We start from the raw sequence: 26998 nt of genomic DNA on the forward strand, positions 1-26998 counted from the left end.
ACTGTTTACAAAGTTTATAAAATAAATGTCTATTGTGTTAACTGGTGTTAATTAAGTGTTTTATAATAAGGTATATTCTTTTCGGAATCATGTCTATGATTTATTTTTTTTAATATCTTGGGAATTATAATTAGCCCTTGAGGCAGTTCTTGATAGGGGGTGTTCGTTGTTATAAAAATTCTTGAATATGAGTTTATTAAGAAGATATAATAATAGGGAGTTGAGTTGGCTGTCATTTAATGAGAGAGTGCTGCAAGAGGCTGATGATCCATCAGTACCACTTCTTGAACGATTAAGGTTTCTAGGAATTTTTTCTAAAAACCTAGATGAGTTCTTTCGTGTAAGAGTTGCATCGGTAAAACGTATGGTAAAGCATGGTATTGAGATGCCTGATCAGATTGGTACTTACTCTCCTGATGAGTTGTTAGAGCAAATAATGGACACTGTTAATGAGCAACAACTCTATTTTAAAGAGATATATGAGAAGGTAAAGAAAGACATGTCCTTAAGTGGAATTAGTATCGTTGATGAAAAAGAACTTACTGACATTCAGGGGAAATATGTCAAGAGATTTTTTTATGATACCGTACTTCCATATTTGGTGCCAATCATGCTCAATGATCTCTCAAATTTCCCTGACTTAAGCGATGGTGCGATATATTTGACCGTGGTTCTAAGTCGTGAATCGAAGAAAAAAAATGATCACTATTTTGCAATTCTTAGAATCCCATCGAATTCACTTTCTCGCTATGTTGAACTACCCAATGGTTCAAATCAGAAGTCTATCATCATGTTAGATGATGTGATTCGTTATTGTCTTGATGATCTATTTCATATTTTCAACTACGATAAAGCCCAAGCATATAGCTTAAAGGTCACTAGAGATGCAGAGATCGATCTCGATGATGATATCTCTACCACTCTAATTCAAAAGATGGAAGATAGTCTTAAAAGAAGGAAGAAAGGGAACCCGGTCCGCATTATATACGATAGAGAGATGCCTAAAGAGCTATTTCGATTTATCACGAGAAAAATGAATATTAATATTGAAAATATTGTTCCTGGAGGTCGATATCACAATAGAGGCGATTTTATGTCATTCCCTAGAGTCGGTTCCGACACCGATTACTATCAATCAATCGTGCCATTAGAGCATCCTCTCTTGAAAAGAAAGAGAAGTGTTATTCGTGCAATCAAAAAGCAAGATATTATGCTTCACTATCCTTATCAAAGCTTTAATCATTTTATTGATTTCTTGAGAGAGGTAGCGATTGATCCTAAAGTGGTAGAAATTGGCGTCACTATCTATCGAGTTGCAAGCGACTCAAAAGTGATCAATGCTTTAATTAATGCCGCAAGAAATGGGAAAAAAGTCACTGTTTTAATTGAATTGCAGGCTCGATTTGATGAAAAAGCAAATATCTATTGGTCTAATACCTTACAAGAAGCAGGAGTGCAGGTTATAAGTGGAATACCTGGATTAAAGGTACATAGCAAACTTGTTTGGGTACAACGTATTGAGAATGATATCCCCGTTAACTATGGATATATAGGAACAGGAAATCATAATGAGTCGACAGCAAAGATATATTCTGATATCGGTCTTTTTACGTCTGATACAATGATTACACAAGATCTAGAGAACCTATTTCGTTTTTTTAGGCATAATTATATGCATTTTGATTATAATCGTTTGATTGTTTCTCCTTTTTATCTCCGTAATTTTTTGGTTGATTGTATTGAACAAGAGATATCTAATGCGAAGAATGGAATACCTGCTTTTATGATTCTAAAGATGAATAGCCTTGTGGATAAAGAGATGGCAGACAAATTATATGAAGCTAGTTCTGCTGGAGTTAAAATAGATATTATTGTAAGAGGCATTTCTGTTGTTGTTCCTGGTGTTCCTGGGTTAAGTGAGAATATTCGTACTGTCAGTATTGTGGATAAATTTCTAGAACACTCAAGAATTTGGCTATTCCATAATAATGGAGAAAATAGTACTTACATCTCCTCTGCGGACTGGATGCCAAGAAATTTAAACCGAAGAATTGAAATTGCGTGCCCTGTTAAAGACGAAGTACTCAAAAATGAACTTATAGATTATCTGCAAATACAGCTGAGTGATAATGTCAAAGCTAGAGAGAATGGTCGTGGATACAGAAATATATATATTAATAAGAATGAGTCTGGCATGAGATGTCAAGATGCATTCTATGATTATTTAAAAGAGAAACAGTATGATTAAAATTTATCATAACCCAAGATGTAAAAAATCTAGAGAAGGATTAGAATATCTTAAGAGTAAAAATGTCGATATACAGATCGTTGAATACCTTAAAGAAGGACTAACTATTGAAATGCTTCAAGGTCTCTTAACGCGATTTGATGGCTCAGTAGAGGACCTCCTTAGAAAGCAAGAGAAATATTATAAAGACAATCTGAAAAACAGTGATATGTCAGAAAAGAAAATTCTACAGGAGATCATTAAAGAACCTCGCTTACTTCAAAGACCTATTATTGATAATGGGGCCTCGGTTGTTATCGGTAATCCAGTAGATGTAATCGATTTACTAATGTAAGTCGTTCTTAATTTGTGACTCCAATGACTTCCAATTGGTATACACCTCTGATGTATTGCTATCCGTTGGACCTTTCATTATGTACATAAGCAACTTCATCATTTTCTTTTCAATGAAATTATACTTGGAGTAATCTAACTCTCCTGGAATGATGATTAATCTCGTCGGAGTCCAATTAAGCTTGCTCCATATTTTACTTACTTGCTTATTGTTTTCAAGGCTATTTCTGTCATTCTTTCTCGAAACAAGGTCAATGGAGACAATAACACAATGGGTTTTAGACAGAATATGATCGTACTGTTTAAGAAAATTTAGAACCTTCTTAGCGTAGTTTCCATATTTTATAGGGGATATTATATATTTATAGCTATAAGAAAAAAGGTCTAGCAAATCTGCTTGATCTATGGAACAAATAACTACCTCTAAATTGGATCTCGAAATAGCTTGCTTGACAAATTCTGCTACTGTATAAGAAAAACCATAGTTAGTGTGATATAGAATAAGTGCCTTTTGATTCATAACTTACATTTGATTGATATGAAATATATAAAAAAAGAGAGTCGATGGATTAACGACTCTCTTTATTATTTTGTAACCTGTTTTATTCTCCTGAATACATCTTCTCTCGTAGAGATTGAATTTTTTCATCTCTTATGTAATCATCGTAATCCATTAGTTTATCAATGATTCCATTTGGTGTTATCTCAATGATTCGATTACATACTGTTTGAATAAACTCGTGGTCATGTGAGGACATCAAAACAATACCTGGGAATGAGATAAGTCCATTATTGAATGCTTGAATTGATTCTAGGTCCAAGTGGTTTGTAGGATTATCTAGAACTACAACATTTGGATTACCCATCATTAATTTAGATAGCATACATCTTACTTTTTCCCCTCCAGAAAGAACTTTTACCTTTTTCTCAATATCATCACCAGTAAATAGCATCTTTCCTAGAAATCCACGAATATATGCATCTTCAGAGTTGTCTGTATACTGAGATAACCAATCGAAGACGTTGGATTCATTCTGGAAGAAATTAGAGTTGTCGAGAGGTAAATATCCCTTTGTTGTTGTTACTCCCCACTCTAAAGACCCATTGTCTGCTTCTGCTTTGTCATTAATAATATCGAATAAAGCTGTCATCGAACGAGAATCTCGTGATAAAAATACAACCTTCTCCCCTTTTTCGATGGTAAACGACATATCTTTAAAGAGCGTGTCACCATCTACTGATTTAGATAGACTTGATACTGTTAGAATGTTATTTCCAACTTCTCTTTCTGGTTGGAAGATAATACCCGGATAGCGACGTGTTGAAGGGTCGATATCTTCGATATTCAACTTCTCTATCATCTTCTTACGACTTGTTGTCTGTTTCGATTTAGCAACGTTCGCAGAGAAACGAGAAATGAACTCTTGAAGTTCTTTCTTCTTCTCCTCCATCTTTTTATTTTGTTGTGCTTGCTGTTTCGCAGCCAACTGACTTGAGTGGTACCAGAATGAGTAGTTACCTCCATAAGACTTCACTTTACCAAAATCGATATCTACAATATTTGTACATACACTGTCTAGGAAGTGACGGTCGTGAGAAACTAAAATAACAGTATTCTCAAAATTTGCTAAAAAGTTTTCTAACCAGCCTACAGTTTCAAGGTCTAAGTCATTGGTAGGCTCATCTAAAAGAAGGTTATCTGGATTACCAAACAGTGCTTGTGCTAAAAGCACACGTACCTTCATCTTTGGATCCATATCTTGCATCAATTTATAATGGCTTTCCTCCTTGATACCAAGACCACTTAATAGTGCGGCAGCATCACTTTCAGCATTCCAACCATCCATCTCAGCAAAGCGATCTTCTAATTCAGCAGCTTTCATTCCATCTGCTTCATTAAAATCCTCTTTCATATAAAGAGCATCTTTCTCTGACATGACGTCCCACATCTCTTTGTGTCCCATCATCACAGTATTTAGTACTGTATGCTCATCAAATTCATGGTGATCCTGCTTTAGTACAGAAAGACGTTCTCCTGGTTCAAGAGATACACGTCCTTTGGTCGACTCAAGATCTCCAGAAAGAAGTTTCAAGAAAGTTGACTTTCCTGCACCGTTTGCCCCAATAACTCCGTAGCAGTTTCCCGGTAGAAACTTTAGGTTAACATCTTGGAAAAGAGGTTTCTTCCCAAATTGAATGGATAAATCCGAAACTGTAATCATTTTTATCTAAAGGTATATGTAGTTTACATTTTTGAATTTGCAAAACTAGAAAAAATATTACAACCTATGTAGCTTTTGAAGGTTAATATTTCATTTTCAGCATGTTCTTAAGTTTTTAGACATTCTTATTAGATTGTCTAATTTAACAATATATTTACATTCTGTCTTGAACTTATGTGGTTAAAAAAAGATATATTCATAATGAAAAGAAGGTCGTTTGTTGAAAATATATGATCATAATTATGTCTAATAGCTACATTTGACACCATTGTCAAACAATGATGTTTGTTATGGAGATAGATAGAAATATTGAAGAACGTATTTTATTTGTCGCAGAGAAGGTGTTTATGAAGAATGGCTTTAAGTCTACGACAATGAATATGATAGCGAAAGAAGTCGGGATTTCAAGGACCTCCTTGAACTACTATTTTAGATCAAAAGAGCGTCTTTATAGTCGCCTTCTAGATGGGATGATAAATCGGTTTATCCCTCGTTTAGGTAGTTATATTGGGACTACCGACGATATATATGACGTGTTAGACTACTGGGTGGATGAGTATACCAAGCTTTTAATTGAACACCCATCTTATCCGTTTTTTATTATCAGCGAAATTGAGCGTAACCAGGAAAATTTAGCCTCGGTAGTAAGAAACTCTTTATATGAGTTTGGTATAATTGAACGAGTTTCAGAGATCACGATAAGACAGTTTGGTGTGCAGAAGATGATGCGATTTAATAGCACCAATTTTATTATAAAAATAATAAGTATAATCCTTGGGTCTGTAATTATTTCGCCAACTATTAGACTAGTATTAGGGGACCATGACTCTTTAATGGAAGAATACTTGTTGTCTAGTAAGACTCAAAATAAAATACTTGTAAGGGAAATATTCAATAATTTTTTGAACGAAAAGGTAGAAGAATGATGTGTAATGATAGACCTATTAGATTAGGTGTTGATATGGGATCAACCACAATTAAAGTTGTATGTGTCGATGATGATAATGAAATTATATTTTCTAGTTATAGAAGACACCATATTGGCATTCATGAAGCTTTAATGAGTCTTCTTGAAGAGGTGAAAGAGAAATTTAATGATAGGAAAGTTTCTTTGGTTATCACAGGTTCCGTTGGAATGGGGGTGTCTGAAGATTGTCAAATCCCTTTTCTTCAAGAGGTTGTCTCCGCTTCGGAGGTCATTAAGCATAATTTTACGGATGTATCTACACTTTTTGATATGGGTGGAGAAGATTCGAAGCTTATTGTATTCGAAGAGAAAAAAGCTCCAATGATGCGTATGAATGGTAGTTGTGCTGGAGGAACTGGCGCTTTTATTGATCAGATGGCGGTCCTATTGGGAGTTAGTGTTACAGAATTAAACGATCTTGCCTACAAATATAAAAAGAGATACCCTATCTCTTCTCGTTGTGGGGTATTTGCCAAAACCGATATTCAAAACCTTCTTAGTAAGAAGGTCGCCAAAGAAGATATAGCTGCGTCTATATTCTATGCTTTGTCCAATCAAACTGTTACGACACTAGTTCGTGGATTAGAACTTAAACCAAAGGTGCTCCTGTGTGGAGGTCCATTTTCATTTATCCCTTTCTTAAGAAAGGCATTGATTGAAACTTTAGGCATCGAGGAACAAGATGTTATTGTTCCTGAATACTCATCTTTGATCCCTGCATTGGGATGTGCTCTAGTGGATGATATTGAAAGAAAGGAGATCTTCTTAGGAGAGTTGATATCTCTTATCTCTGAAAGAACTGCTGAAAGTAAACAAACGGATCCAGATCTTACACCTCTGTTTAAGAACGAGGAGGAGTTCCTTTCTTGGAAAAAGAAAAAGCAAGCCAATTTCGTTCAAACAAACGAATTCATATCTCTTCCTTCTAAAAATTGTTTCCTAGGCGTAGACTCTGGTTCTACTACTACTAAGATTGTATTGTTGGATGAGGATGAAAAACTTGTCTATCGATATTATCAGAACAATAATGGAGATCCATTAAATGCTCTGCATCAAGGATTAAAGAAATGCGCAGAGAAGGTCCTCAGTGCTGGTATAGATATTCAAATTAAAGGATCCTGTGTTACTGGATATGGTGAGGATCTAATTCGAAAGGCTTATCGCCTAGATTTTGGAATCGTTGAGACCATTGCTCACTATATGGGGGCAATGAAATATAATCCAAATGTCTCCTTTATACTTGATATTGGGGGGCAAGATATGAAAGCGATCTTTGTCGATAATGGACAGATTACTCGTCTGGAAGTGAACGAAGCTTGTTCTTCTGGTTGTGGTTCGTTTATTGAAGGTTTTGCTACCTCGATGAACTACAAACCAAGTGAATTTGCAGAACTTGCTTGTAAATCCCAAAGTCCATGTGATTTGGGAACTCGATGTACTGTCTTTATGAACTCTAAAGTGAAACAATCGCTAAGAGCAAAAGCACAACCTGGAGATATCGCAGCGGGTTTATCCTACTCCGTAATAAAAAATATGCTTTTCAAGGTGTTGAAGTTGAAGAATGTCGAAGACTTAGGTGGTTATATTTCTGTGCAAGGAGGTACTTTTAAAAACCTTTCTGTTGTCAAAGCAATGGAAGATTTGGTAAAGAAACCAGTCTCTTTTACCGATATGCCAGAATTAATGGGTGCAATTGGTGCTGCAATTTATGCCGCAAGGAATATCCACAAAGTCGATCATTTAATCGATCGTGGTGTCGATTTTTTACAACACAAACCCGAATACAATACAAAGAATCTACACTGTAAAGGTTGTGAAAACTTATGCGAGATTCAGCAATATAAATTCGACAACAATCAAAAGTTCTATTCAGGTAACAAATGTGAGAAGATCTTCACCAATGGGGGGATTAAGTTAGAATACGGACAGAATGCTAGTGAATATCGTTATAAAGAAGTTTTTAGTTCTTACAAAGCAGATCTAAGAAATACTGCTCCTAAGATAGGTATTCCAAAAGTGCTTAATATGTATGAAAACTTCCCTTTTTGGAATACTTTTTTTACCGAATTAGGCTTCGATGTCGTTTTATCGGATACGTCTAATATGGCTGATTACGAAAAGGTGACCTCTACCATCATGTCTGACAATATCTGCTTTCCTGCAAAGTTGGTACATAGTCATGTGCAAGATTTGATAGAGAAGAAGGTGGAACGTATTTTTCTTCCTTATGTAATTTATGAAAATAAAGAATCAGATAAAACAACCAATAGCTTTAATTGTCCTGTCGTTTCTGGTTATTCAGATGTGATAAAAAGTGTCTTTGGGAATAAAGTTACAGTGGATGCTCCTCCAATCTCTTTTAAAGATCAAAAGTTACTTGAGGGTGCCTTGTTGAAGTATATTGAATCGTGGCCTGAAATTACTTCTAAAAAATCAAATATTCGACTAGCTGTTGAAAAGGCGAATAATGCACAATGGAATTTCAGAAAGAGGTTGAAAGAGGAGAATGTCCAAATATTCGAGAAGGCTAAAAAAGAGGATCGAATGGTGGTTCTTTTAGTAGGACGTCCTTATCATCATGATCCTTTGATTCAACATACAATCTCAAAATGTATAACAGGTTATGGAGTGGATGTAATAACCGAAGATATCGTTCGTTTTGATGATTCTTATTATGATGACAACCAGGAGCTTGTTTTGCAATGGGCATATGTAAATAATATTATTAAAGCAGCACACTGGGCGAAAAGACAAAATCAAAAAGTACAGGTTATCCAACTCTCTTCTTTTGGTTGTGGACCTGATGCTTTTATTATTGATGAACTTCAAGAGATACTTAAAACAGGGGATAAGAATTTAACTCTGTTAAAGCTTGATGATGTAACAAATATTGGTTCTCTCAATCTGCGTATTCGTTCTTTGATCGAAAGTATTAAGCTAAAAGATCAAAGTGATAAGGAGGTGGAGATTACACCAGTTCCAGAATTGAAAACATTTGAGAAGGAAGACCGCTCTCGAAAGTTGTTGCTGCCTTACTTTTCCCCATTCTATTCTCCTTTCTTTCCAGAACTATTTGCATTAGCTGGATATGAAGTGGAAAGTTTGCCCCCTAGTGATAAGGTCTCTCAAGAACTCGGATTGCAGTACGCGAATAATGAAGTTTGCTTCCCTGCTACCGTGATTGTTGGTGACATTATTAAAGCAGTTCAGTCTGGACAATATAACCTTGATGAAGTGGCTTTCGTTATGACCCAAACGGGAGGGCAGTGTAGGGCTACAAACTATCTTGGTCTGATTAAAAAAGCTTTGCGTAGTGCTGGTTGTATGGATGTCCCATTGGTCTCTCTTACTAGTGATGAGGTGATTGCTCATAAACAACCTGGTTTCGAGTTTGAGATGAAGAAATATGTAGGTGTTATTATGAACACGATGTTATTTGCAGATTCTCTTTCCAAATTATATTATAGTGCTGCTCCAAGAGAGTGTCGTAAAGGTGCAGCATTTGAGTTAAGAGAAAAGTATATTACGTTATGGAAGAGTAAATTGACTAATTCTAAAACATCTGATGCAACAGATCTTTTAAAACATGCTTCAGTCGAATTTTCTTCTATTGTTCATCATAATATCGATGTCCCTTCTGTTGGGGTTGTCGGTGAGATTTATGTCAAATATAATGATCAGAATAATTTCCATATTATTCAATGGTTAGTAGATCAGGGAGTGGAAGTTGTGGTTCCTCCTGTTCTTGACTTTATGTCTCAATATTTTGTGAACAAAAAGTTTAATGAGGTAAATTTCTTAGAAAAGAAATCTTCCTGGATGAATAGATTGTTTACCGATGGAATGAATCATATTCTGAATAAAAGAGTACGAAAATTTAATAAAGCATGTGCCGGTTTCCCTTTCTTTATACCGTTCACAGATATTCATCATGAAGGAGAGAAAGCTTCCGAAATGGTTAGTTTGGCTGCACAGTTTGGTGAAGGTTGGCTTATTCCTGCCGAATATTCATTCTTTGCTAAGACAAACGTAAACCATGTGGTAAGCCTTCAGCCTTTTGGTTGTATTGCAAATCATATTATCTCAAAAGGAGTCGAAAACAGAGTAATGAAATTATATCCTGAAATGAATTTACTATTCATTGATTTGGACGGAGGTGTGTCGCAGGCAAATATGTTTAATAGATTACATTTTCTTGTTAAAAATGCCAAAGATCACTGTCAACCTTTAGATAGAGTTGCATGTAGTTTGTAGAAGTGTTTTTAGTCTCTATTATATAAGAACCATCGATTCTAATTGAATCGATGGTTTTTTTATGAGATATTTTACCCTATCTAAATACTCCATGTTCACGTCTCGCAAGATCTTGTTGTATCGAATTTTTACTGAATCAAACCCTTTCAAATCATCTTCCTAGATTATACTATATACTTTTACTTCAATTATAGCGAGGTATTTGGTATAGGATTATCTCTTATTCCGATCTTAGTCCCACTCTTCATAACTATTTGATAGCTGTTTCTACCTGACTTTGTTCATGGTTTGCTCATGGTTTGTTCATGCTTCAGTCATCGAATCGATGGAGAATCGGTGGACAAACCATGGACAAAGGATGGACAAGCCATGGACAATGTGCCTATCAATCCCTTTGGATTCCCTTTGGATGTCCCTCAATAGAGGTTGTCCAGAAAATTATGGATATTGCAAAGGTTGTCTTCCAAGAAACTGTTTTCTTGGAAGTGATTTATCATAACTTAAATAGATGTCTTAAGGTTTTGGATGTTTTTCCACGATAGTGTGGTTTTAGTGGATGAGTCTTTTGGTGTCAATATTTGATTTGAGATGAACCGTGTTCGGAATGTATCTGTAGGGATGAAAAAAAGATGTGTTTCATAACATGTTTTGGATTAGTGTGATAGCAGGTGTTTCACGTTGGCTAGGTAAAATTAACTGTTTTTTTATTTGGAAGTAAAGCAAAAAAAGCCCTTTCTTTGCAACGCTTTCGAGAAAAACGATAGCGAGTTCTTAATGGTTTTGATTCAATGTTTTTTAGTTTTTCGGAGACGAAAAATAAATGAAAAAACATTTGGAGTTTAAAGATAAAATGATTTACCTTTGCAACCGCAAAAACATCGGCGCAACGGCGACGATGGATGAAATAAGAAATAAGTTCTTTGAAGATATTTTTTTGATAATGACAAGTACAAAAAAGCAACCGTCAATCAATAGATTTTTGAGTTTTTGTTGAGCTAAATTAATTAACTTTTTATACAACGAAGAGTTTGATCCTGGCTCAGGATGAACGCTAGCGGGAGGCCTAACACATGCAAGTCGAGGGGTAACGGAGGTAGCTTGCTACCAGACGACGACCGGCGCACGGGTGAGTAACGCGTATGTAATCTGCCTTGTACAGAGGGATAGCCCAGAGAAATTTGGATTAATACCTCATAGTATTATTGAGTCGCCTGGCTCGATAATTAAAGCTCCGGCGGTACAAGATGAACATGCGTGACATTAGCTAGTTGGTAAGGTAACGGCTTACCAAGGCAACGATGTCTAGGGGTTCTGAGAGGATGATCCCCCACACTGGTACTGAGACACGGACCAGACTCCTACGGGAGGCAGCAGTGAGGAATATTGGTCAATGGACGCAAGTCTGAACCAGCCATCCCGCGTGAAGGATGACTGCCCTATGGGTTGTAAACTTCTTTTATATGCAAATAAACCTACTTTCGTGAAAGTAGCTGAAGGTAGCATATGAATAAACACCGGCTAACTCCGTGCCAGCAGCCGCGGTAATACGGAGGGTGTAAGCGTTATCCGGATTTATTGGGTTTAAAGGGTACGTAGGCGGTAATATAAGTCAGTGGTGAAATCCTGCAGCTCAACTGTAGAACTGCCATTGAAACTGTATTACTTGAGTATACTTGAGGTAGGCGGAATGAGTAGTGTAGCGGTGAAATGCTTAGATATTACTCAGAACACCGATTGCGAAGGCAGCTTACTAAGGTATAACTGACGCTGATGTACGAAAGCGTGGGGAGCGAACAGGATTAGATACCCTGGTAGTCCACGCCGTAAACGATGATTACTCGCTGTTGGCGATACACAGTCAGTGGCTAAGCGAAAGTTTTAAGTAATCCACCTGGGGAGTACGATCGCAAGATTGAAACTCAAAGGAATTGACGGGGGCCCGCACAAGCGGAGGAACATGTGGTTTAATTCGATGATACGCGAGGAACCTTACCTGGGCTTAAATGTACGGCGACCGGTCTAGAGATAGACCTTTCTTCGGACGACGTACAAGGTGCTGCATGGTTGTCGTCAGCTCGTGCCGTGAGGTGTCGGGTTAAGTCCCATAACGAGCGCAACCCTTATCTTTAGTTGCTAACAGGTTAAGCTGAGGACTCTAGAGAGACTGCCACCGTAAGGTGAGAGGAAGGTGGGGATGACGTCAAATCAGCACGGCCCTTATGTCCAGGGCTACACACGTGTTACAATGGTCAGTACAAAGGGCAGCTACCTGGCGACAGGATGCTAATCTCTAAAACTGGTCTCAGTTCGGATCGGAGTCTGCAACTCGACTCCGTGAAGCTGGATTCGCTAGTAATCGCGCATCAGCCATGGCGCGGTGAATACGTTCCCGGGCCTTGTACACACCGCCCGTCAAACCATGGAAGCTGGGGGTGCCTGAAGTCTGTTACCGAGAGGAGCGGCCTAGGGTAAAACTAGTGACTGGGGTTAAGTCGTAACAAGGTAGCCGTACCGGAAGGTGTGGCTGGAACACCTCCTTTCTGGAGCCGACAAGAACGGTTTAAGAAAATCGACAGATTAGGTTGTTTTTTCTTGTCATATCAAAAAAACCTTATATACCCACATGACCAACGTGGTGATAGCGTAAGCTGAAAAACTAAGGTGGTTATGTTTTTATAGCATAGTCCCGTAGCTCAGCTGGTTAGAGCGCTACACTGATAATGTAGAGGTCCCCAGTTCAAGTCTGGGCGGGACTACATTTAAGATAACGCAGGTTATTGGGGGGATTAGCTCAGTTGGCTAGAGCGCCTGCCTTGCACGCAGGAGGTCATCGGTTCGACTCCGATATTCTCCACACATTTATACTGATTAACTAATTAGTGTATATAAGTTCTTTGACATTCTGGAAGAAGTAATCTGTAAAAAGAATACAACAGTAATATTTTAGATTAACGAAAAGGTTAATGTAATAGAAAGTAAGTAAGGGTGTATGGTGGATGCCTTGGCTCTTAGAGGCGATGAAAGACGTGATAAGCTGCGATAAGCTTTGGGGAGGTGCAAACAACCTATGATCCGAAGATTTCTGAATGGGGCAACCCAGCCAATTTATTGGTTATCTGATTATGTCAGAGGCAAACCCGGAGAACTGAAACATCTAAGTACCCGGAGGAAGAGAAAACAAAAGTGATTCCGTTAGTAGTGGCGATCGAACGCGGATTAGCCCAAACCAATTACGTTTCGGCGTAATTGGGGTTGTAGGACTGCAATATGAGATTATGCGTGAAGTGGAAGTAACTGGAAAGTTACACCAAAGAGGGTGAAAGTCCTGTACACGTAAGCAAATATGATCTAGCAGTATCCTGAGTAGGGCGGGGCACGTGAAACCCTGTCTGAATCTGCCAGGACCATCTGGTAAGGCTAAATACTCCTAAGAGACCGATAGTGAACCAGTACCGTGAGGGAAAGGTGAAAAGTACCCCGAACAGGGGAGTGAAAAAGTACCTGAAACCATACACTTACAAGCGGTCGGAGCATATTTATATGTGACGGCGTGCCTTTTGCATAATGAGCCTACGAGTTACTCCTCACTGGCAAGGTTAATAGTTTAAGGCTAGGAGCCGAAGCGAAAGCGAGTCTGAATAGGGCGCTAAAGTCAGTGGGGGTAGACGCGAAACCGTGTGATCTACCCATGGGCAGGTTGAAGTCTTGGTAACACAAGATGGAGGACCGAACCAGGGAGCGTTGAAAAGCTCTTGGATGACCTGTGGGTAGGGGTGAAAGGCCAATCAAACTCGGAAATAGCTCGTACTCCCCGAAATGCATTTAGGTGCAGCCTTGGATATAGTATTGCAGAGGTAGAGCTACTGATTGGATGCGAGGGCTTCACCGCCTATCAACTCCAGACAAACTCCGAATGCTGTAATATGATTACCAGGAGTGAGGGCATGGGTGCTAAGGTCCATGTCCGAAAGGGAAAGAACCCGGACCATCAGCTAAGGTCCCCAAGTATATGTTAAGTTGAACAAACGAGGTCTGATTGCATAGACAGCTAGGATGTTGGCTTGGAAGCAGCCATTCATTTAAAGAGTGCGTAACAGCTCACTAGTCGAGCGATCGGGCATGGATAATAATCGGGCATTAAACATATCACCGAAGCTATGGATTTAATGGACTACCATTAAGTGGTAGGGGAGCATTCTAACCAGCGTTGAATGCATACTGTGAGGTGTGCTGGAGCGGTTAGAAAAGCAAATGTAGGCATAAGTAACGATAAGGGGGGCGAGAAACCCCCCCGCCGATAGACTAAGGTTTCCTGATCAACGCTAATCGGATCAGGGTTAGTCGGGACCTAAGGGAAAGCCGAACGGCGAACTCGATGGACAACAGGTTAATATTCCTGTACTTTGTATAATTGTGATGGGGCGACGGAGTGATGAAAGCACCGCGTACTGACGGAATAGTACGTTGAAGGGCTTAGGTTATGATATGTGTAGGCAAATCCGCACATTGAGCTGAAACCTGATAGTACCAAGCGTCTTCGGACAATTGGATAGTGTGCCTAAGGGCTTCCAAGAAAAACCTCTAAACGTAGATTATACAGACCCGTACCGCAAACCGACACAGGTAGTCAAGGAGAGAATCCTGAGGCGCTCGAGTGATTCATGGCTAAGGAACTAGGCAAAATCGATCCGTAACTTCGGGAGAAGGATCGCTCCTCGTAAGGGGAGCCGCAGTGAAAAGGCCCAGGCGACTGTTTATCAAAAACACAGGGCTTTGCTAAATCGAAAGATGATGTATAAGGCCTGACACCTGCCCGGTGCCGGAAGGTTAAGTGGGGGCGTTATCTTCGGAGAAGCGCTGAAATGAAGCCCCGGTAAACGGCGGCCGTAACTATAACGGTCCTAAGGTAGCGAAATTCCTTGTCGGGTAAGTTCCGACCTGCACGAATGGTGCAACGATCTGGGCACTGTCTCAGCCATGAGCTCGGTGAAATTGAAGTATCGGTGAAGATGCCGATTACCCGCAACGGGACGGAAAGACCCCGTGAACCTTTACTGCAACTTCACATTGATTCTGGGCATGTAATGTGTAGGATAGGTCGGAGACAATGAAGCGGCATCGCAAGGTGTTGTGGAGTCGTCCTTGAAATACGACCCTTTGCCTGTTTGGAACCTAACTCAGTGATGAGGACATTGTGTGGTGGGTAGTTTGACTGGGGTGGTCGCCTCCAAAAGAGTAACGGAGGCTTCTAAAGGTACCCTCAAGACGATTGGTAACCGTCTGTAGAGTGTAATGGCACAAGGGTGCTTGACTGTGAGACCAACAAGTCGATCAGGTACGAAAGTAGAGCATAGTGATCCGGTGGTTCCGTATGGAAGGGCCATCGCTCAAAGGATAAAAGGTACTCCGGGGATAACAGGCTGATCGCTCCCAAGAGCTCATATCGACGGAGCGGTTTGGCACCTCGATGTCGGCTCGTCACATCCTGGGGCTGGAGAAGGTCCCAAGGGTTGGGCTGTTCGCCCATTAAAGTGGCACGCGAGCTGGGTTCAGAACGTCGTGAGACAGTTCGGTCCCTATCTGTTGTGGGCGCAGGAAACTTGAGAGAAGCTGCTGCTAGTACGAGAGGACCGCGGTGGACAAACCTCTGGTGTATCAGTTGTGCCGCCAGGTGCATTGCTGAGTAGCTACGTTTGGAAGAGATAAGTGCTGAAAGCATCTAAGCACGAAGCTCCACTCAAGATGAGGTTTCCTTAGAGGGTCGTTGGAGACTACGACGTTGATAGGCTGCAGGTGTAAAGGTTGCGAGACCAAAGCCGAGCAGTACTAATTACCCGAAACTTTCATTAGAATAAAGTATGTTGTATTCTAGGATTCCTTCTTCCAGGAGAAATGTCAAAATCATATTGAACTATGTATATTGATTAATATTATTAAAATTATTAGTCACGTATAAATCACCGTATTAACAATTTAAGGTGGTTATTGCATAGGGGTTCCACCTCTTCCCATTCCGAACAGAGAAGTTAAGCCCTATCGCGCCGATGGTACTGCAGAGATGTGGGAGAGTAGGTCGCCGCCCTTTTAATGAAAGATCAATTCACTTGAGTTGATCTTTTCGCAATGATATTAACAATTTAAGGTGGTTATTGCATAGGGGTTCCACCTCTTCCCATTCCGAACAGAGAAGTTAAGCCCTATCGCGCCGATGGTACTGCAGAGATGTGGGAGAGTAGGTCGCCGCCCTTTTAATGAAAGATCAATTCACTTGAGTTGATTTTTTTTATGAACAAAACGTTCTTTGAAGATATTTTTTTGATAATGACAAGTACAAAAAAGCAACCGTCAATCAATAGATTTTTGAGTTTTTGTTGAGCTAAATTAATTAACTTTTTATACAACGAAGAGTTTGATCCTGGCTCAGGATGAACGCTAGCGGGAGGCCTAACACATGCAAGTCGAGGGGTAACGGAGGTAGCTTGCTACCAGACGACGACCGGCGCACGGGTGAGTAACGCGTATGTAATCTGCCTTGTACAGAGGGATAGCCCAGAGAAATTTGGATTAATACCTCATAGTATTATTGAGTCGCCTGGCTCGATAATTAAAGCTCCGGCGGTACAAGATGAACATGCGTGACATTAGCTAGTTGGTAAGGTAACGGCTTACCAAGGCAACGATGTCTAGGGGTTCTGAGAGGATGATCCCCCACACTGGTACTGAGACACGGACCAGACTCCTACGGGAGGCAGCAGTGAGGAATATTGGTCAATGGACGCAAGTCTGAACCAGCCATCCCGCGTGAAGGATGACTGCCCTATGGGTTGTAAACTTCTTTTATATGCAAATAAACCTACTTTCGTGAAAGTAGCTGAAGGTAGCATATGAATAAACACCGGCTAACTCCGTGCCAGCAGCCGCGGTAATACGGAGGGTGTAAGCGTTATCCGGATTTATTGGGTTTAAAGGGTACGTAGGCGGTAATATAAGTCAGTGGTGAAATCCTGCAGCTCAACTGTAGAACTGCCATTGAAACTGTATTACTTGAGTATACTTGAGGTAGGCGGAATGAGTAGTGTAGCGGTGAAATGCTTAGATATTACTCAGAACACCGATTGCGAAGGCAGCTTACTAAGGTATAACTGACGCTGATGTACGAAAGCGTGGGGAGCGAACAGGATTAGATACCCTGGTAGTCCACGCCGTAAACGATGATTACTCGCTGTTGGCGATACACAGTCAGTGGCTAAGCGAAAGTTTTAAGTAATCCACCTGGGGAGTACGATCGCAAGATTGAAACTCAAAGGAATTGACGGGGGCCCGCACAAGCGGAGGAACATGTGGTTTAATTCGATGATACGCGAGGAACCTTACCTGGGCTTAAATGTACGGCGACCGGTCTAGAGATAGACCTTTCTTCGGACGACGTACAAGGTGCTGCATGGTTGTCGTCAGCTCGTGCCGTGAGGTGTCGGGTTAAGTCCCATAACGAGCGCAACCCTTATCTTTAGTTGCTAACAGGTTAAGCTGAGGACTCTAGAGAGACTGCCACCGTAAGGTGAGAGGAAGGTGGGGATGACGTCAAATCAGCACGGCCCTTATGTCCAGGGCTACACACGTGTTACAATGGTCAGTACAAAGGGCAGCTACCTGGCGACAGGATGCTAATCTCTAAAACTGGTCTCAGTTCGGATCGGAGTCTGCAACTCGACTCCGTGAAGCTGGATTCGCTAGTAATCGCGCATCAGCCATGGCGCGGTGAATACGTTCCCGGGCCTTGTACACACCGCCCGTCAAACCATGGAAGCTGGGGGTGCCTGAAGTCTGTTACCGAGAGGAGCGGCCTAGGGTAAAACTAGTGACTGGGGTTAAGTCGTAACAAGGTAGCCGTACCGGAAGGTGTGGCTGGAACACCTCCTTTCTGGAGCCGACAAGAACGGTTTAAGAAAATCGACAGATTAGGTTGTTTTTTCTTGTCATATCAAAAAAACCTTATATACCCACATGACCAACGTGGTGATAGCGTAAGCTGAAAAACTAAGGTGGTTATGTTTTTATAGCATAGTCCCGTAGCTCAGCTGGTTAGAGCGCTACACTGATAATGTAGAGGTCCCCAGTTCAAGTCTGGGCGGGACTACATTTAAGATAACGCAGGTTATTGGGGGGATTAGCTCAGTTGGCTAGAGCGCCTGCCTTGCACGCAGGAGGTCATCGGTTCGACTCCGATATTCTCCACACATTTATACTGATTAACTAATTAGTGTATATAAGTTCTTTGACATTCTGGAAGAAGTAATCTGTAAAAAGAATACAACAGTAATATTTTAGATTAACGAAAAGGTTAATGTAATAGAAAGTAAGTAAGGGTGTATGGTGGATGCCTTGGCTCTTAGAGGCGATGAAAGACGTGATAAGCTGCGATAAGCTTTGGGGAGGTGCAAACAACCTATGATCCGAAGATTTCTGAATGGGGCAACCCAGCCAATTTATTGGTTATCTGATTATATCAGAGGCAAACCCGGAGAACTGAAACATCTAAGTACCCGGAGGAAGAGAAAACAAAAGTGATTCCGTTAGTAGTGGCGATCGAACGCGGATTAGCCCAAACCAATTACGTTTCGGCGTGATTGGGGTTGTAGGACTGCAATATGAGATTATGCGTGAAGTGGAAGTAACTGGAAAGTTACACCAAAGATGGTGAAAGTCCTGTACACGTAAGCAAATATGATCTAGCAGTATCCTGAGTAGGGCGGGGCACGTGAAACCCTGTCTGAATCTGCCAGGACCATCTGGTAAGGCTAAATACTCCTAAGAGACCGATAGTGAACCAGTACCGTGAGGGAAAGGTGAAAAGTACCCCGAACAGGGGAGTGAAAAAGTACCTGAAACCATACACTTACAAGCGGTCGGAGCATATTTATATGTGACGGCGTGCCTTTTGCATAATGAGCCTACGAGTTACTCCTCACTGGCAAGGTTAATAGTTTAAGGCTAGGAGCCGAAGCGAAAGCGAGTCTGAATAGGGCGCTAAAGTCAGTGGGGGTAGACGCGAAACCGTGTGATCTACCCATGGGCAGGTTGAAGTCTTGGTAACACAAGATGGAGGACCGAACCAGGGAGCGTTGAAAAGCTCTTGGATGACCTGTGGGTAGGGGTGAAAGGCCAATCAAACTCGGAAATAGCTCGTACTCCCCGAAATGCATTTAGGTGCAGCCTTGGATATAGTATTGCAGAGGTAGAGCTACTGATTGGATGCGAGGGCTTCACCGCCTATCAACTCCAGACAAACTCCGAATGCTGTAATATGATTACCAGGAGTGAGGGCATGGGTGCTAAGGTCCATGTCCGAAAGGGAAAGAACCCGGACCATCAGCTAAGGTCCCCAAGTATATGTTAAGTTGAACAAACGAGGTCTGATTGCATAGACAGCTAGGATGTTGGCTTGGAAGCAGCCATTCATTTAAAGAGTGCGTAACAGCTCACTAGTCGAGCGATCGGGCATGGATAATAATCGGGCATTAAACATATCACCGAAGCTATGGATTTAATGGACTACCATTAAGTGGTAGGGGAGCATTCTAACCAGCGTTGAATGCATACTGTGAGGTGTGCTGGAGCGGTTAGAAAAGCAAATGTAGGCATAAGTAACGATAAGGGGGGCGAGAAACCCCCCCGCCGATAGACTAAGGTTTCCTGATCAACGCTAATCGGATCAGGGTTAGTCGGGACCTAAGGGAAAGCCGAACGGCGAACTCGATGGACAACAGGTTAATATTCCTGTACTTTGTATAATTGTGATGGGGCGACGGAGTGATGAAAGCACCGCGTACTGACGGAATAGTACGTTGAAGGGCTTAGGTTATGATATGTGTAGGCAAATCCGCACATTGAGCTGAAACCTGATAGTACCAAGCGTCTTCGGACAATTGGATAGTGTGCCTAAGGGCTTCCAAGAAAAACCTCTAAACGTAGATTATACAGACCCGTACCGCAAACCGACACAGGTAGTCAAGGAGAGAATCCTGAGGCGCTCGAGTGATTCATGGCTAAGGAACTAGGCAAAATCGATCCGTAACTTCGGGAGAAGGATCGCTCCTCGTAAGGGGAGCCGCAGTGAAAAGGCCCAGGCGACTGTTTATCAAAAACACAGGGCTTTGCTAAATCGAAAGATGATGTATAAGGCCTGACACCTGCCCGGTGCCGGAAGGTTAAGTGGGGGCGTTATCTTCGGAGAAGCGCTGAAATGAAGCCCCGGTAAACGGCGGCCGTAACTATAACGGTCCTAAGGTAGCGAAATTCCTTGTCGGGTAAGTTCCGACCTGCACGAATGGTGCAACGATCTGGGCACTGTCTCAGCCATGAGCTCGGTGAAATTGAAGTATCGGTGAAGATGCCGATTACCCGCAACGGGACGGAAAGACCCCGTGAACCTTTACTGCAACTTCACATTGATTCTGGGCATGTAATGTGTAGGATAGGTCGGAGACAATGAAGCGGCATCGCAAGGTGTTGTGGAGTCGTCCTTGAAATACGACCCTTTGCCTGTTTGGAACCTAACTCAGCGATGAGGACATTGTGTGGTGGGTAGTTTGACTGGGGTGGTCGCCTCCAAAAGAGTAACGGAGGCTTCTAAAGGTACCCTCAAGACGATTGGTAACCGTCTGTAGAGTGTAATGGCACAAGGGTGCTTGACTGTGAGACCAACAAGTCGATCAGGTACGAAAGTAGAGCATAGTGATCCGGTGGTTCCGTATGGAAGGGCCATCGCTCAAAGGATAAAAGGTACTCCGGGGATAACAGGCTGATCGCTCCCAAGAGCTCATATCGACGGAGCGGTTTGGCACCTCGATGTCGGCTCGTCACATCCTGGGGCTGGAGAAGGTCCCAAGGGTTGGGCTGTTCGCCCATTAAAGTGGCACGCGAGCTGGGTTCAGAACGTCGTGAGACAGTTCGGTCCCTATCTGTTGTGGGCGCAGGAAACTTGAGAGAAGCTGCTGCTAGTACGAGAGGACCGCGGTGGACAAACCTCTGGTGTATCAGTTGTGCCGCCAGGTGCATTGCTGAGTAGCTACGTTTGGAAGAGATAAGTGCTGAAAGCATCTAAGCACGAAGCTCCACTCAAGATGAGGTTTCCTTAGAGGGTCGTTGGAGACTACGACGTTGATAGGCTGCAGGTGTAAAGGTTGCGAGACCAAAGCCGAGCAGTACTAATTACCCGAAACTTTCATTAGAATAAAGTATGTTGTATTCTAGGATTCCTTCTTCCAGGAGAAATGTCAAAATCATATTGAACTATGTATATTGATTAATATTATTAAAATTATTAGTCACGTATAAATCACCGTATTAACAATTTAAGGTGGTTATTGCATAGGGGTTCCACCTCTTCCCATTCCGAACAGAGAAGTTAAGCCCTATCGCGCCGATGGTACTGCAGAGATGTGGGAGAGTAGGTCGCCGCCCTTTTAATAAAAGCTGATTCTTCTAAAGAGTCAGCTTTTTTTGTGTCTATACTTTTCTGAAATATAACTATGCTATCGTTTAGAAATAAAGAGATGTATCTTCTAATCTTGGGAAGAGGGACCTCTTCCCGAATTTAATGCCCTTTGGGAACAGAGAAGTTAAGCCCTATCGCGCTGAGGCTACTGCAGAGATGTGGGAGAGTAGGTCGCCGCCCTTTTAATAAAAGGGGCTTCTTCTAAAGAGTCAGCTTTTTGTAAGCGTTCGGTTATTCACATCTTGTGCATTATTTTAAAGCCTTCTATTTTTGAGACGTAATCAAAAAAAGAAATAGATGAGTAAAAAAGCACATATGTTTGATCTCATAGAAGCACAACACAATAGTGGACTAAGCAATATCGATTACTGTAAACAGAACAATATAAAACTATCAGTATATAGTTATTGGAAGGCAAAATATAAGAAGGAGTATTCTAAAGAAACTCAAGGTTTTTTTGTCACATTAGACAATGAAACCTCACAAATAAAAGAAGAGATCGTTATCACTTATCCCAATGGTGTAACCCTTCAACTTTCTTCAGCAACGACAATATCGACGCTTCGATCATTAATCCAAATTCAAGGCTGATGTTATCAATATCTTCAAATGATCGTTTTCACCTCTATTCTGAAGCAACAGATATGAGGAAAAGTTTTGATGGATTATCCGGATTGGTGCAGAATAAGATTGATGCCAATATTACTTCGGGTGATGTATTTATCTTTCTGAACAAACGTCGTACCATGATGAAATTACTTAAATGGGAAAGAGGTGGTTTTGTTCTTTTTGTGAAACGACTAGAGAGAGGAACCTTTAGACCTCCTGAAATAAAAGACTTAACATCAATGCATCTTGAGTACACTGATCTTGTCCTTCTTATAGAAGGTGTTCTTGTCAAAGAATATAAAAGACAAAAACGTTATGTTATTTAAATAAATATGTGTATCCTTAAACCATGAAAAAGAGCGATATCATAGAGGATGTAAGTAAAGAAGATCTTTTGGATCAACTCCAGAAGATGATGACTGAATACTCTAATGTCGACTCTGAAGTTACTAGTTTAAAACAAGAAAACGAATCCTTAAAGGCACAGATTGCCTATCTTAAGAGACGTATCTTTGGCTCAACCAAAGAAACCTATAAAGATCCGAACCAATTAGAGTTAGCTCTTGAAGTCGAAGAGAAAAATCTAGAAGACTTACAGATATCTTCTCCAGAAGAGGAGGTTATTGAGGTTGTTAAGAAGAAAAAAAAGGCAAAAAGAAAAAGTATCCCTTCTGACCTTCCTCGTCAAGTAGAAGTGATTGAACCTGATGATGTCCCAGAGGGAGCAACTCGTATTGGAGAAGAAATATCAGAGAGGATTGAATTTAGTCCAGGTAAGCTTTATGTAAGACAAATTGTTCGTCCAAAATATCGTTTACCCGAAGAGGATAACATTATCATCTCCGAACTTCCGTCGGATCTTATCCCCAAATGTATGGCGGGGAACTCATTAATAAGTCAATTTATTGTTGGTAAATTCTACGACCATATACCTCTTTATAGAGCCCAAGGGATCTTTAAAAGATCAGGAATTGATTTTCCTAAAGCAACCATCAATGGATGGATAAGGAAGGCTGCTGAACTACTTTCTCCACTATACAAACATATCGAGAAAAAAGTAATCCAGTCAGACTATATTCAAGCCGATGAGACAAGTATCAAGGTTCTAACAGATAAGAAACAAGGAGCCACTCATCTTGGTTACTTCTGGATCTATTATGCTCCAAATATAAAGAGTTGTTTATTTACTTACGATAACTCCCGAAAAGGTTCTGTACCAGAATCGATTTTAAAAAAGTTTAAAGGAGTTCTACAGACAGATGGATATCAAGGTTATCATAAACTTGGAAATCAAAAAGAAATTATAAAGTTAGCATGTATGGCACATGCTCGACGGAAATTTTTTGAGGCAAAAGAAAATGATCGAACTCGTGCCGAATATGCTTTAAAAAAGATCCAAGAACTATATAAGATAGAGAGAACAAGTCAGGAAAAAGAGTTGTCTATCGAAGAAACCTATCTTCTTCGACAAGAACTTGCTGTGCCTATACTAAAGGAACTCGAAAAATGGTTAAAAAAAGAGTCTCTTATAGCATTACCTAAAAGCCCTATTGGGAAAGCAATCAACTATAGCCTAAACCTATGGGATGAACTGTGCCAATATACAGAAGATGGAAGCTACATTATCGACAATAATAATGTGGAGAATAAAGTACGTCCAGTAGCCATTGGACGTAAAAACTATCTCTTTGCAGGATCAGAAGAGGGAGCTAAAAGAGCAGCAATGTTCTATACTCTATCTTCCATGTGCAAAATGGCAGACGTTGAACCTCATGCATGGTATACAGATATCTTAAATCGTATATCCGACACCAAGCCATCGAAATACGATGACTTACTTCCTCAAAACTGGAAATAATCTTTATAGTAAAAAAGATCAATCTTCATATACGTGAGTAGCCGAACGGATACAGCTTTTTTGTGTCTATACTTTTCTGAAATATAACTATGCTATCGTTTTAGAAATAAAGAGATGTATCTTCTAATATTGGAAAGAGGGACCTCTTCCCGAATTTAATGCCCTTTGGTAACAGAGAAGTTAAGTCCTATCGCGCTGAGGCTACTGCAGAGATGGGCGATAGTAGGTTGCCTCCCTTTTAATAAAAGGGGCTTCTTCTAAAGAGTCAGCTTTTATTGTGTCTATACTTTTCTGAAATATAACTATGCTATCGTTTAGAAATAAAGAGATGTATCTTCTAATCTTGGGAAGAGGGACCTCTTCCCGAATTTAATGCCCTTTGGGAACAGAGAAGTTAAGCCCTATCGCGCCGAGGCTACTGCAGAGATGGGCGAGAGTAGGTCGCCGCCCTTTTAATAAAAGGGGCTTCTTCTAAAGAGTCAGCTTTTTTTGTGTCTATACTTTTATGAAATATAACTATGCTATCGTTTTAGAAATAAAGAGATGTATCTTCTAATGTGTAAATAGCAAATTAATAATCATCATTTTTTCGTAAAAGTAAATCACCACTATTACAACCAAAAGTTTCCCTGATCCATAATGAGGATCTGCCATATAAATACAGTATAGGGATGATTATCGAACAGGTTCAAAAATGGTCCTTCTATTTTCCATTCTAAAGCTTTGCCCTTTCATTTTTACTACTTCACAACGATATAGTAAACGGTCAAGTAATGCTGTAGCCAACACTTCATCCTCGAGTGTTTCAGCCCATTCTTTAGGAGATTTATTGGTAGTTATAATAACCGATGTTTGTTCATGAAGATGGTTTATTAAATTAAAAAATGAAACTGCATCTTCTTTCTTGATTGGAAAAAGCATAATATCATCAATGGCAATAATATTTGCCTTTAATAGTCGGTTGTATTTTGCAAGAGCAGAAGAGATCATTTCTTTCATTTTCAATGTCTTTATTAACTCCTCCATGGTGATAAAATAAGCTTTGTATCCTGTATTTACGGCATCGTAGATCAATCCTGCTGCGATAAAAGTTTTTCCAGTTCCTGATGGTCCCATTAAAATTAGGTTATAATTCTGTTCCATCCACATCAGCTCCCTCAGTTGCTTAAGATGAGATGGTGTTATACCATTTGAAGCATTAAAATCATATTTATCAAGATCATGATCTTTGGGAAGGTTAGCTAAGGCTATTCGTCGTTCAATATTTTTCTTCTCTCGATGCTTAATTTCACATTCAAAAACAGATAATAAGAACTCCATATAGGTTGGCTTATTTATTTGTGCTTCATGTATAATCCCTTCTGGGTTATTACGGGTCTGGGTGAGTCTTAGAGCATCAGCATGTAGCTTTATTTTTTCAATCTGGTTCATAGGTTTATTAATCTTTCATATGTTTCAATACTACTTCTTGAAGGTTGTACATCACGATTATTGATCTTTTTACCACCACTCATTTCAACTTTAGGAAGAACAACTTTTTGACTGATCTTCATTGCTTCATCCCGACTCTTATAATAGTTAAGTATCTGTATGAAGTCATTTGCATTCAGGATGTTGTTTTCTGAACACCAATTTATGGTTTGCTCTGCAAAACGAATATTATCATCTGTGATTTTCCTGTCTAAAAGTCTTAGACTATCATAATAATATCTTGACTTATCATTCTCTAAAGTTTCTAAATAAAGTTTCACAGAGTCAGTATGTCCCAGTTTATCCAAGATAGTATTATGCAGTTTTTCTTTTGTTTTAGATTTTGGCCTCGAGTGATCGTTATTTTTCACATAATTCCCTCTACTAGATGGAACTAAGTGTTTTGCTAATAGCGTTTGATCGCTATTCAGAATAAGCAATTCATTGTCTTGTTGTGATACAATCACTTTCGTATCAACTCCTTGATACGTTTCGAAAGGTACGCTATATGTATTCCCTTTATATCTGATTGTATTGTCTTTTAACACATTAAGTGTAGGTAATTTATCTTTAGGTGTTTCAATATCCCCATTAAAAGGAAGTAAATGATCTTTTTCTATCATCCACTCTTCTGAAGGTATTTTGTGAGTCGTACTGTGTCTCTTTTGGTTTCCAGTACGACGCAACCAAGCCAAACATGCTGTCTGTAAAGATTCATTATCAATAAATTTTCGACCTTTTAGAAAATTGTATTTCACATACTTAACTACATTTTCTATTTTACCCTTAGATTCAGGATCAGCCTTTCGACAAAAGTGAGTCTCAAATTTATACTTATCACAAAGTTGTCTAAACCCCTGTGTTAGTTTAAAATCTCCTAGATTTTCATCATGAATAAAAACACTATCTTGATCATATACAATACGTTTTGGTATTCCCTCGAAATATGAAAATGCAAGTTCATGAGCATAGTTAGCAGTTTCGCTAGTAAAGGGACGACTTTGACAATAGACATATTTATATCGAGATCGAGAAAGAACCATGGCAAAAAAATAGACCTTAACTCTGCATCCATCTTCTTTATAAAGATAGCATTCACCAAAATCAACCTGCGCCTCAGAACCATATTTCACTTCGACGATTTTCTCATACTGCCGTATCGAATAGGCAGAGACCTTAGGAATGTCATATCGTTTGCGAGTTGACATCACAAAATTATACACCGTCTTACTACAAACTTGAGGCAAGTCTTTAAAATTTTCTTTAAGTCGATCTTCAATTTGTGCGGCAGAGAGAAATGGATACTCAACCAATAAATTTTTGGTGAACATTTGATACGGTGCTAACTTTTTAGGCATCTGACAGATGCTCGTTAAGCTTCGAATGAATTCGTCCTCTTTTGTATTGATATATTTGCGAACAGTAGCGCGATCAATACCTAATTTCGCACTTATTTGACTTTTGTTAAAGCCAGATTCATGCATTTCTTTAACTTTGTACCACATAGAGAATTTTTGTTTTCTATTCATTGCCTCGATTT

11 protein-coding genes, 4 tRNA genes and 7 rRNA genes are annotated in these 26998 nt (G+C 40.1%); 18 read left to right on the forward strand and 4 right to left on the reverse strand.

Going from position 1 to position 26998, the window contains the following annotated elements:
* Window positions 1-187 precede the first annotated feature (187 nt).
* Window positions 188-2248, forward strand: a complete 2061-nt coding sequence (ppk1, locus tag K4L44_16940; protein QZE14187.1) for a polyphosphate kinase 1 — start codon at window positions 188-190, stop codon at window positions 2246-2248.
* On the forward strand, window positions 2241-2582 hold the full coding sequence (locus K4L44_16945; protein ID QZE14188.1) for a hypothetical protein: 342 nt from the start codon (window positions 2241-2243) through the stop codon (window positions 2580-2582). Before ppk1 ends, K4L44_16945 begins: the two co-directional genes overlap by 8 nt.
* Here K4L44_16945 and K4L44_16950 read toward each other — a convergent pair.
* Entirely contained in the window at window positions 2574-3101 is a 528-nt protein-coding gene (locus K4L44_16950; GenBank protein QZE14189.1) for a hypothetical protein, read from the reverse strand. The two genes, K4L44_16945 and K4L44_16950, sit on opposite strands and share 9 nt — an antisense overlap.
* A gap of 82 nt (window positions 3102-3183) precedes the next feature.
* Entirely contained in the window at window positions 3184-4803 is a 1620-nt protein-coding gene (locus K4L44_16955; GenBank protein QZE14190.1) for an ATP-binding cassette domain-containing protein, read from the reverse strand.
* A 290-nt stretch (window positions 4804-5093) separates the two neighbouring features.
* Between K4L44_16955 and K4L44_16960 the strand changes: the two genes are divergently transcribed.
* From K4L44_16960 to K4L44_17035, 16 genes are all read left to right on the forward strand, one after another.
* Complete coding sequence (locus K4L44_16960; GenBank protein QZE14191.1) at window positions 5094-5729, forward strand: TetR/AcrR family transcriptional regulator; 636 nt, start codon at window positions 5094-5096, stop codon at window positions 5727-5729.
* Complete coding sequence (locus K4L44_16965) at window positions 5726-10024, forward strand: acyl-CoA dehydratase activase (protein QZE14192.1); 4299 nt, start codon at window positions 5726-5728, stop codon at window positions 10022-10024. Before K4L44_16960 ends, K4L44_16965 begins: the two co-directional genes overlap by 4 nt.
* A gap of 1016 nt (window positions 10025-11040) precedes the next feature.
* Window positions 11041-12564, forward strand: a 16S ribosomal RNA gene (locus K4L44_16970).
* A gap of 142 nt (window positions 12565-12706) precedes the next feature.
* Window positions 12707-12780, forward strand: a tRNA-Ile gene (locus K4L44_16975).
* Between the two features lie 24 nt (window positions 12781-12804).
* Window positions 12805-12878 (forward strand) — tRNA-Ala (locus K4L44_16980).
* A 115-nt stretch (window positions 12879-12993) separates the two neighbouring features.
* A 23S ribosomal RNA gene (locus K4L44_16985) occupies window positions 12994-15873 on the forward strand.
* A gap of 125 nt (window positions 15874-15998) precedes the next feature.
* Window positions 15999-16109 (forward strand): 5S ribosomal RNA (gene rrf, locus K4L44_16990).
* 53 nt (window positions 16110-16162) lie between these two features.
* Window positions 16163-16273 (forward strand): 5S ribosomal RNA (gene rrf / locus K4L44_16995).
* Between the two features lie 148 nt (window positions 16274-16421).
* Window positions 16422-17945: ribosomal RNA gene (locus tag K4L44_17000) — 16S ribosomal RNA — on the forward strand.
* Between the two features lie 142 nt (window positions 17946-18087).
* Window positions 18088-18161, forward strand: a tRNA-Ile gene (locus K4L44_17005).
* A gap of 24 nt (window positions 18162-18185) precedes the next feature.
* Window positions 18186-18259: transfer RNA gene (locus K4L44_17010), tRNA-Ala, on the forward strand.
* Window positions 18260-18374: 115 nt separating this feature from the next.
* Window positions 18375-21254, forward strand: a 23S ribosomal RNA gene (locus K4L44_17015).
* A 125-nt stretch (window positions 21255-21379) separates the two neighbouring features.
* Window positions 21380-21490: ribosomal RNA gene (gene rrf / locus K4L44_17020) — 5S ribosomal RNA — on the forward strand.
* The 16S, 23S and 5S rRNA genes sit together here with 4 tRNA genes alongside, the layout of an rRNA operon.
* 328 nt (window positions 21491-21818) lie before the next feature.
* Window positions 21819-22112 carry a hypothetical protein gene (locus K4L44_17025; protein ID QZE14193.1) on the forward strand — a complete coding sequence of 98 codons (294 nt, stop codon included), beginning with the start codon at window positions 21819-21821 and terminating at the stop codon, window positions 22110-22112.
* Entirely contained in the window at window positions 22112-22456 is a 345-nt protein-coding gene (tnpB, locus tag K4L44_17030) for an IS66 family insertion sequence element accessory protein TnpB (GenBank protein QZE14194.1), read from the forward strand. Before K4L44_17025 ends, tnpB begins: the two co-directional genes overlap by 1 nt.
* A gap of 23 nt (window positions 22457-22479) precedes the next feature.
* Window positions 22480-23988, forward strand: a complete 1509-nt coding sequence (locus tag K4L44_17035; GenBank protein ID QZE14195.1) for an IS66 family transposase — start codon at window positions 22480-22482, stop codon at window positions 23986-23988.
* 675 nt (window positions 23989-24663) lie between these two features.
* Here the strand turns inward: K4L44_17035 and istB are convergent.
* Window positions 24664-25419, reverse strand: coding sequence for an IS21-like element helper ATPase IstB (istB, locus tag K4L44_17040; protein QZE14196.1), 756 nt, complete (start codon window positions 25417-25419; stop codon window positions 24664-24666).
* The gene (gene istA, locus K4L44_17045; GenBank protein ID QZE14197.1) at window positions 25416-26987 is read right to left on the reverse strand and encodes an IS21 family transposase; all 1572 of its coding nucleotides are present in this window, start codon (window positions 26985-26987) and stop codon (window positions 25416-25418) included. The genes istB and istA overlap by 4 nt, the downstream gene beginning before the upstream one ends.
* Between the last annotated feature and the right edge of the window lie 11 nt (window positions 26988-26998).

The organism is Prolixibacteraceae bacterium (assembly GCA_019720755.1).
GTDB lineage: Bacteria > Bacteroidota > Bacteroidia > Bacteroidales > Prolixibacteraceae > Halosquirtibacter > Halosquirtibacter laminarini.

Bases quoted from the DNA above. Each gene is read 5' to 3' on its own strand.
- tnpB (QZE14194.1), top strand. From the start codon at position 22,112: ATGTTATCAATATCTTCAAATGATCGTTTTCACCTCTATTCTGAAGCA.
- K4L44_17025 (QZE14193.1), top strand. From the start codon at position 21,819: ATGAGTAAAAAAGCACATATGTTTGATCTCATAGAAGCACAACACAAT.
- K4L44_16955 (QZE14190.1), bottom strand. From the start codon at position 4,803: ATGATTACAGTTTCGGATTTATCCATTCAATTTGGGAAGAAACCTCTT.
- istB (QZE14196.1), bottom strand. From the start codon at position 25,419: ATGAACCAGATTGAAAAAATAAAGCTACATGCTGATGCTCTAAGACTC.
- K4L44_16960 (QZE14191.1), top strand. From the start codon at position 5,094: ATGGAGATAGATAGAAATATTGAAGAACGTATTTTATTTGTCGCAGAG.
- K4L44_16965 (QZE14192.1), top strand. From the start codon at position 5,726: ATGATGTGTAATGATAGACCTATTAGATTAGGTGTTGATATGGGATCA.
- K4L44_16945 (QZE14188.1), top strand. From the start codon at position 2,241: ATGATTAAAATTTATCATAACCCAAGATGTAAAAAATCTAGAGAAGGA.
- K4L44_17035 (QZE14195.1), top strand. From the start codon at position 22,480: ATGAAAAAGAGCGATATCATAGAGGATGTAAGTAAAGAAGATCTTTTG.
- K4L44_16950 (QZE14189.1), bottom strand. From the start codon at position 3,101: ATGAATCAAAAGGCACTTATTCTATATCACACTAACTATGGTTTTTCT.
- istA (QZE14197.1), bottom strand. From the start codon at position 26,987: ATGAATAGAAAACAAAAATTCTCTATGTGGTACAAAGTTAAAGAAATG.
- ppk1 (QZE14187.1), top strand. From the start codon at position 188: ATGAGTTTATTAAGAAGATATAATAATAGGGAGTTGAGTTGGCTGTCA.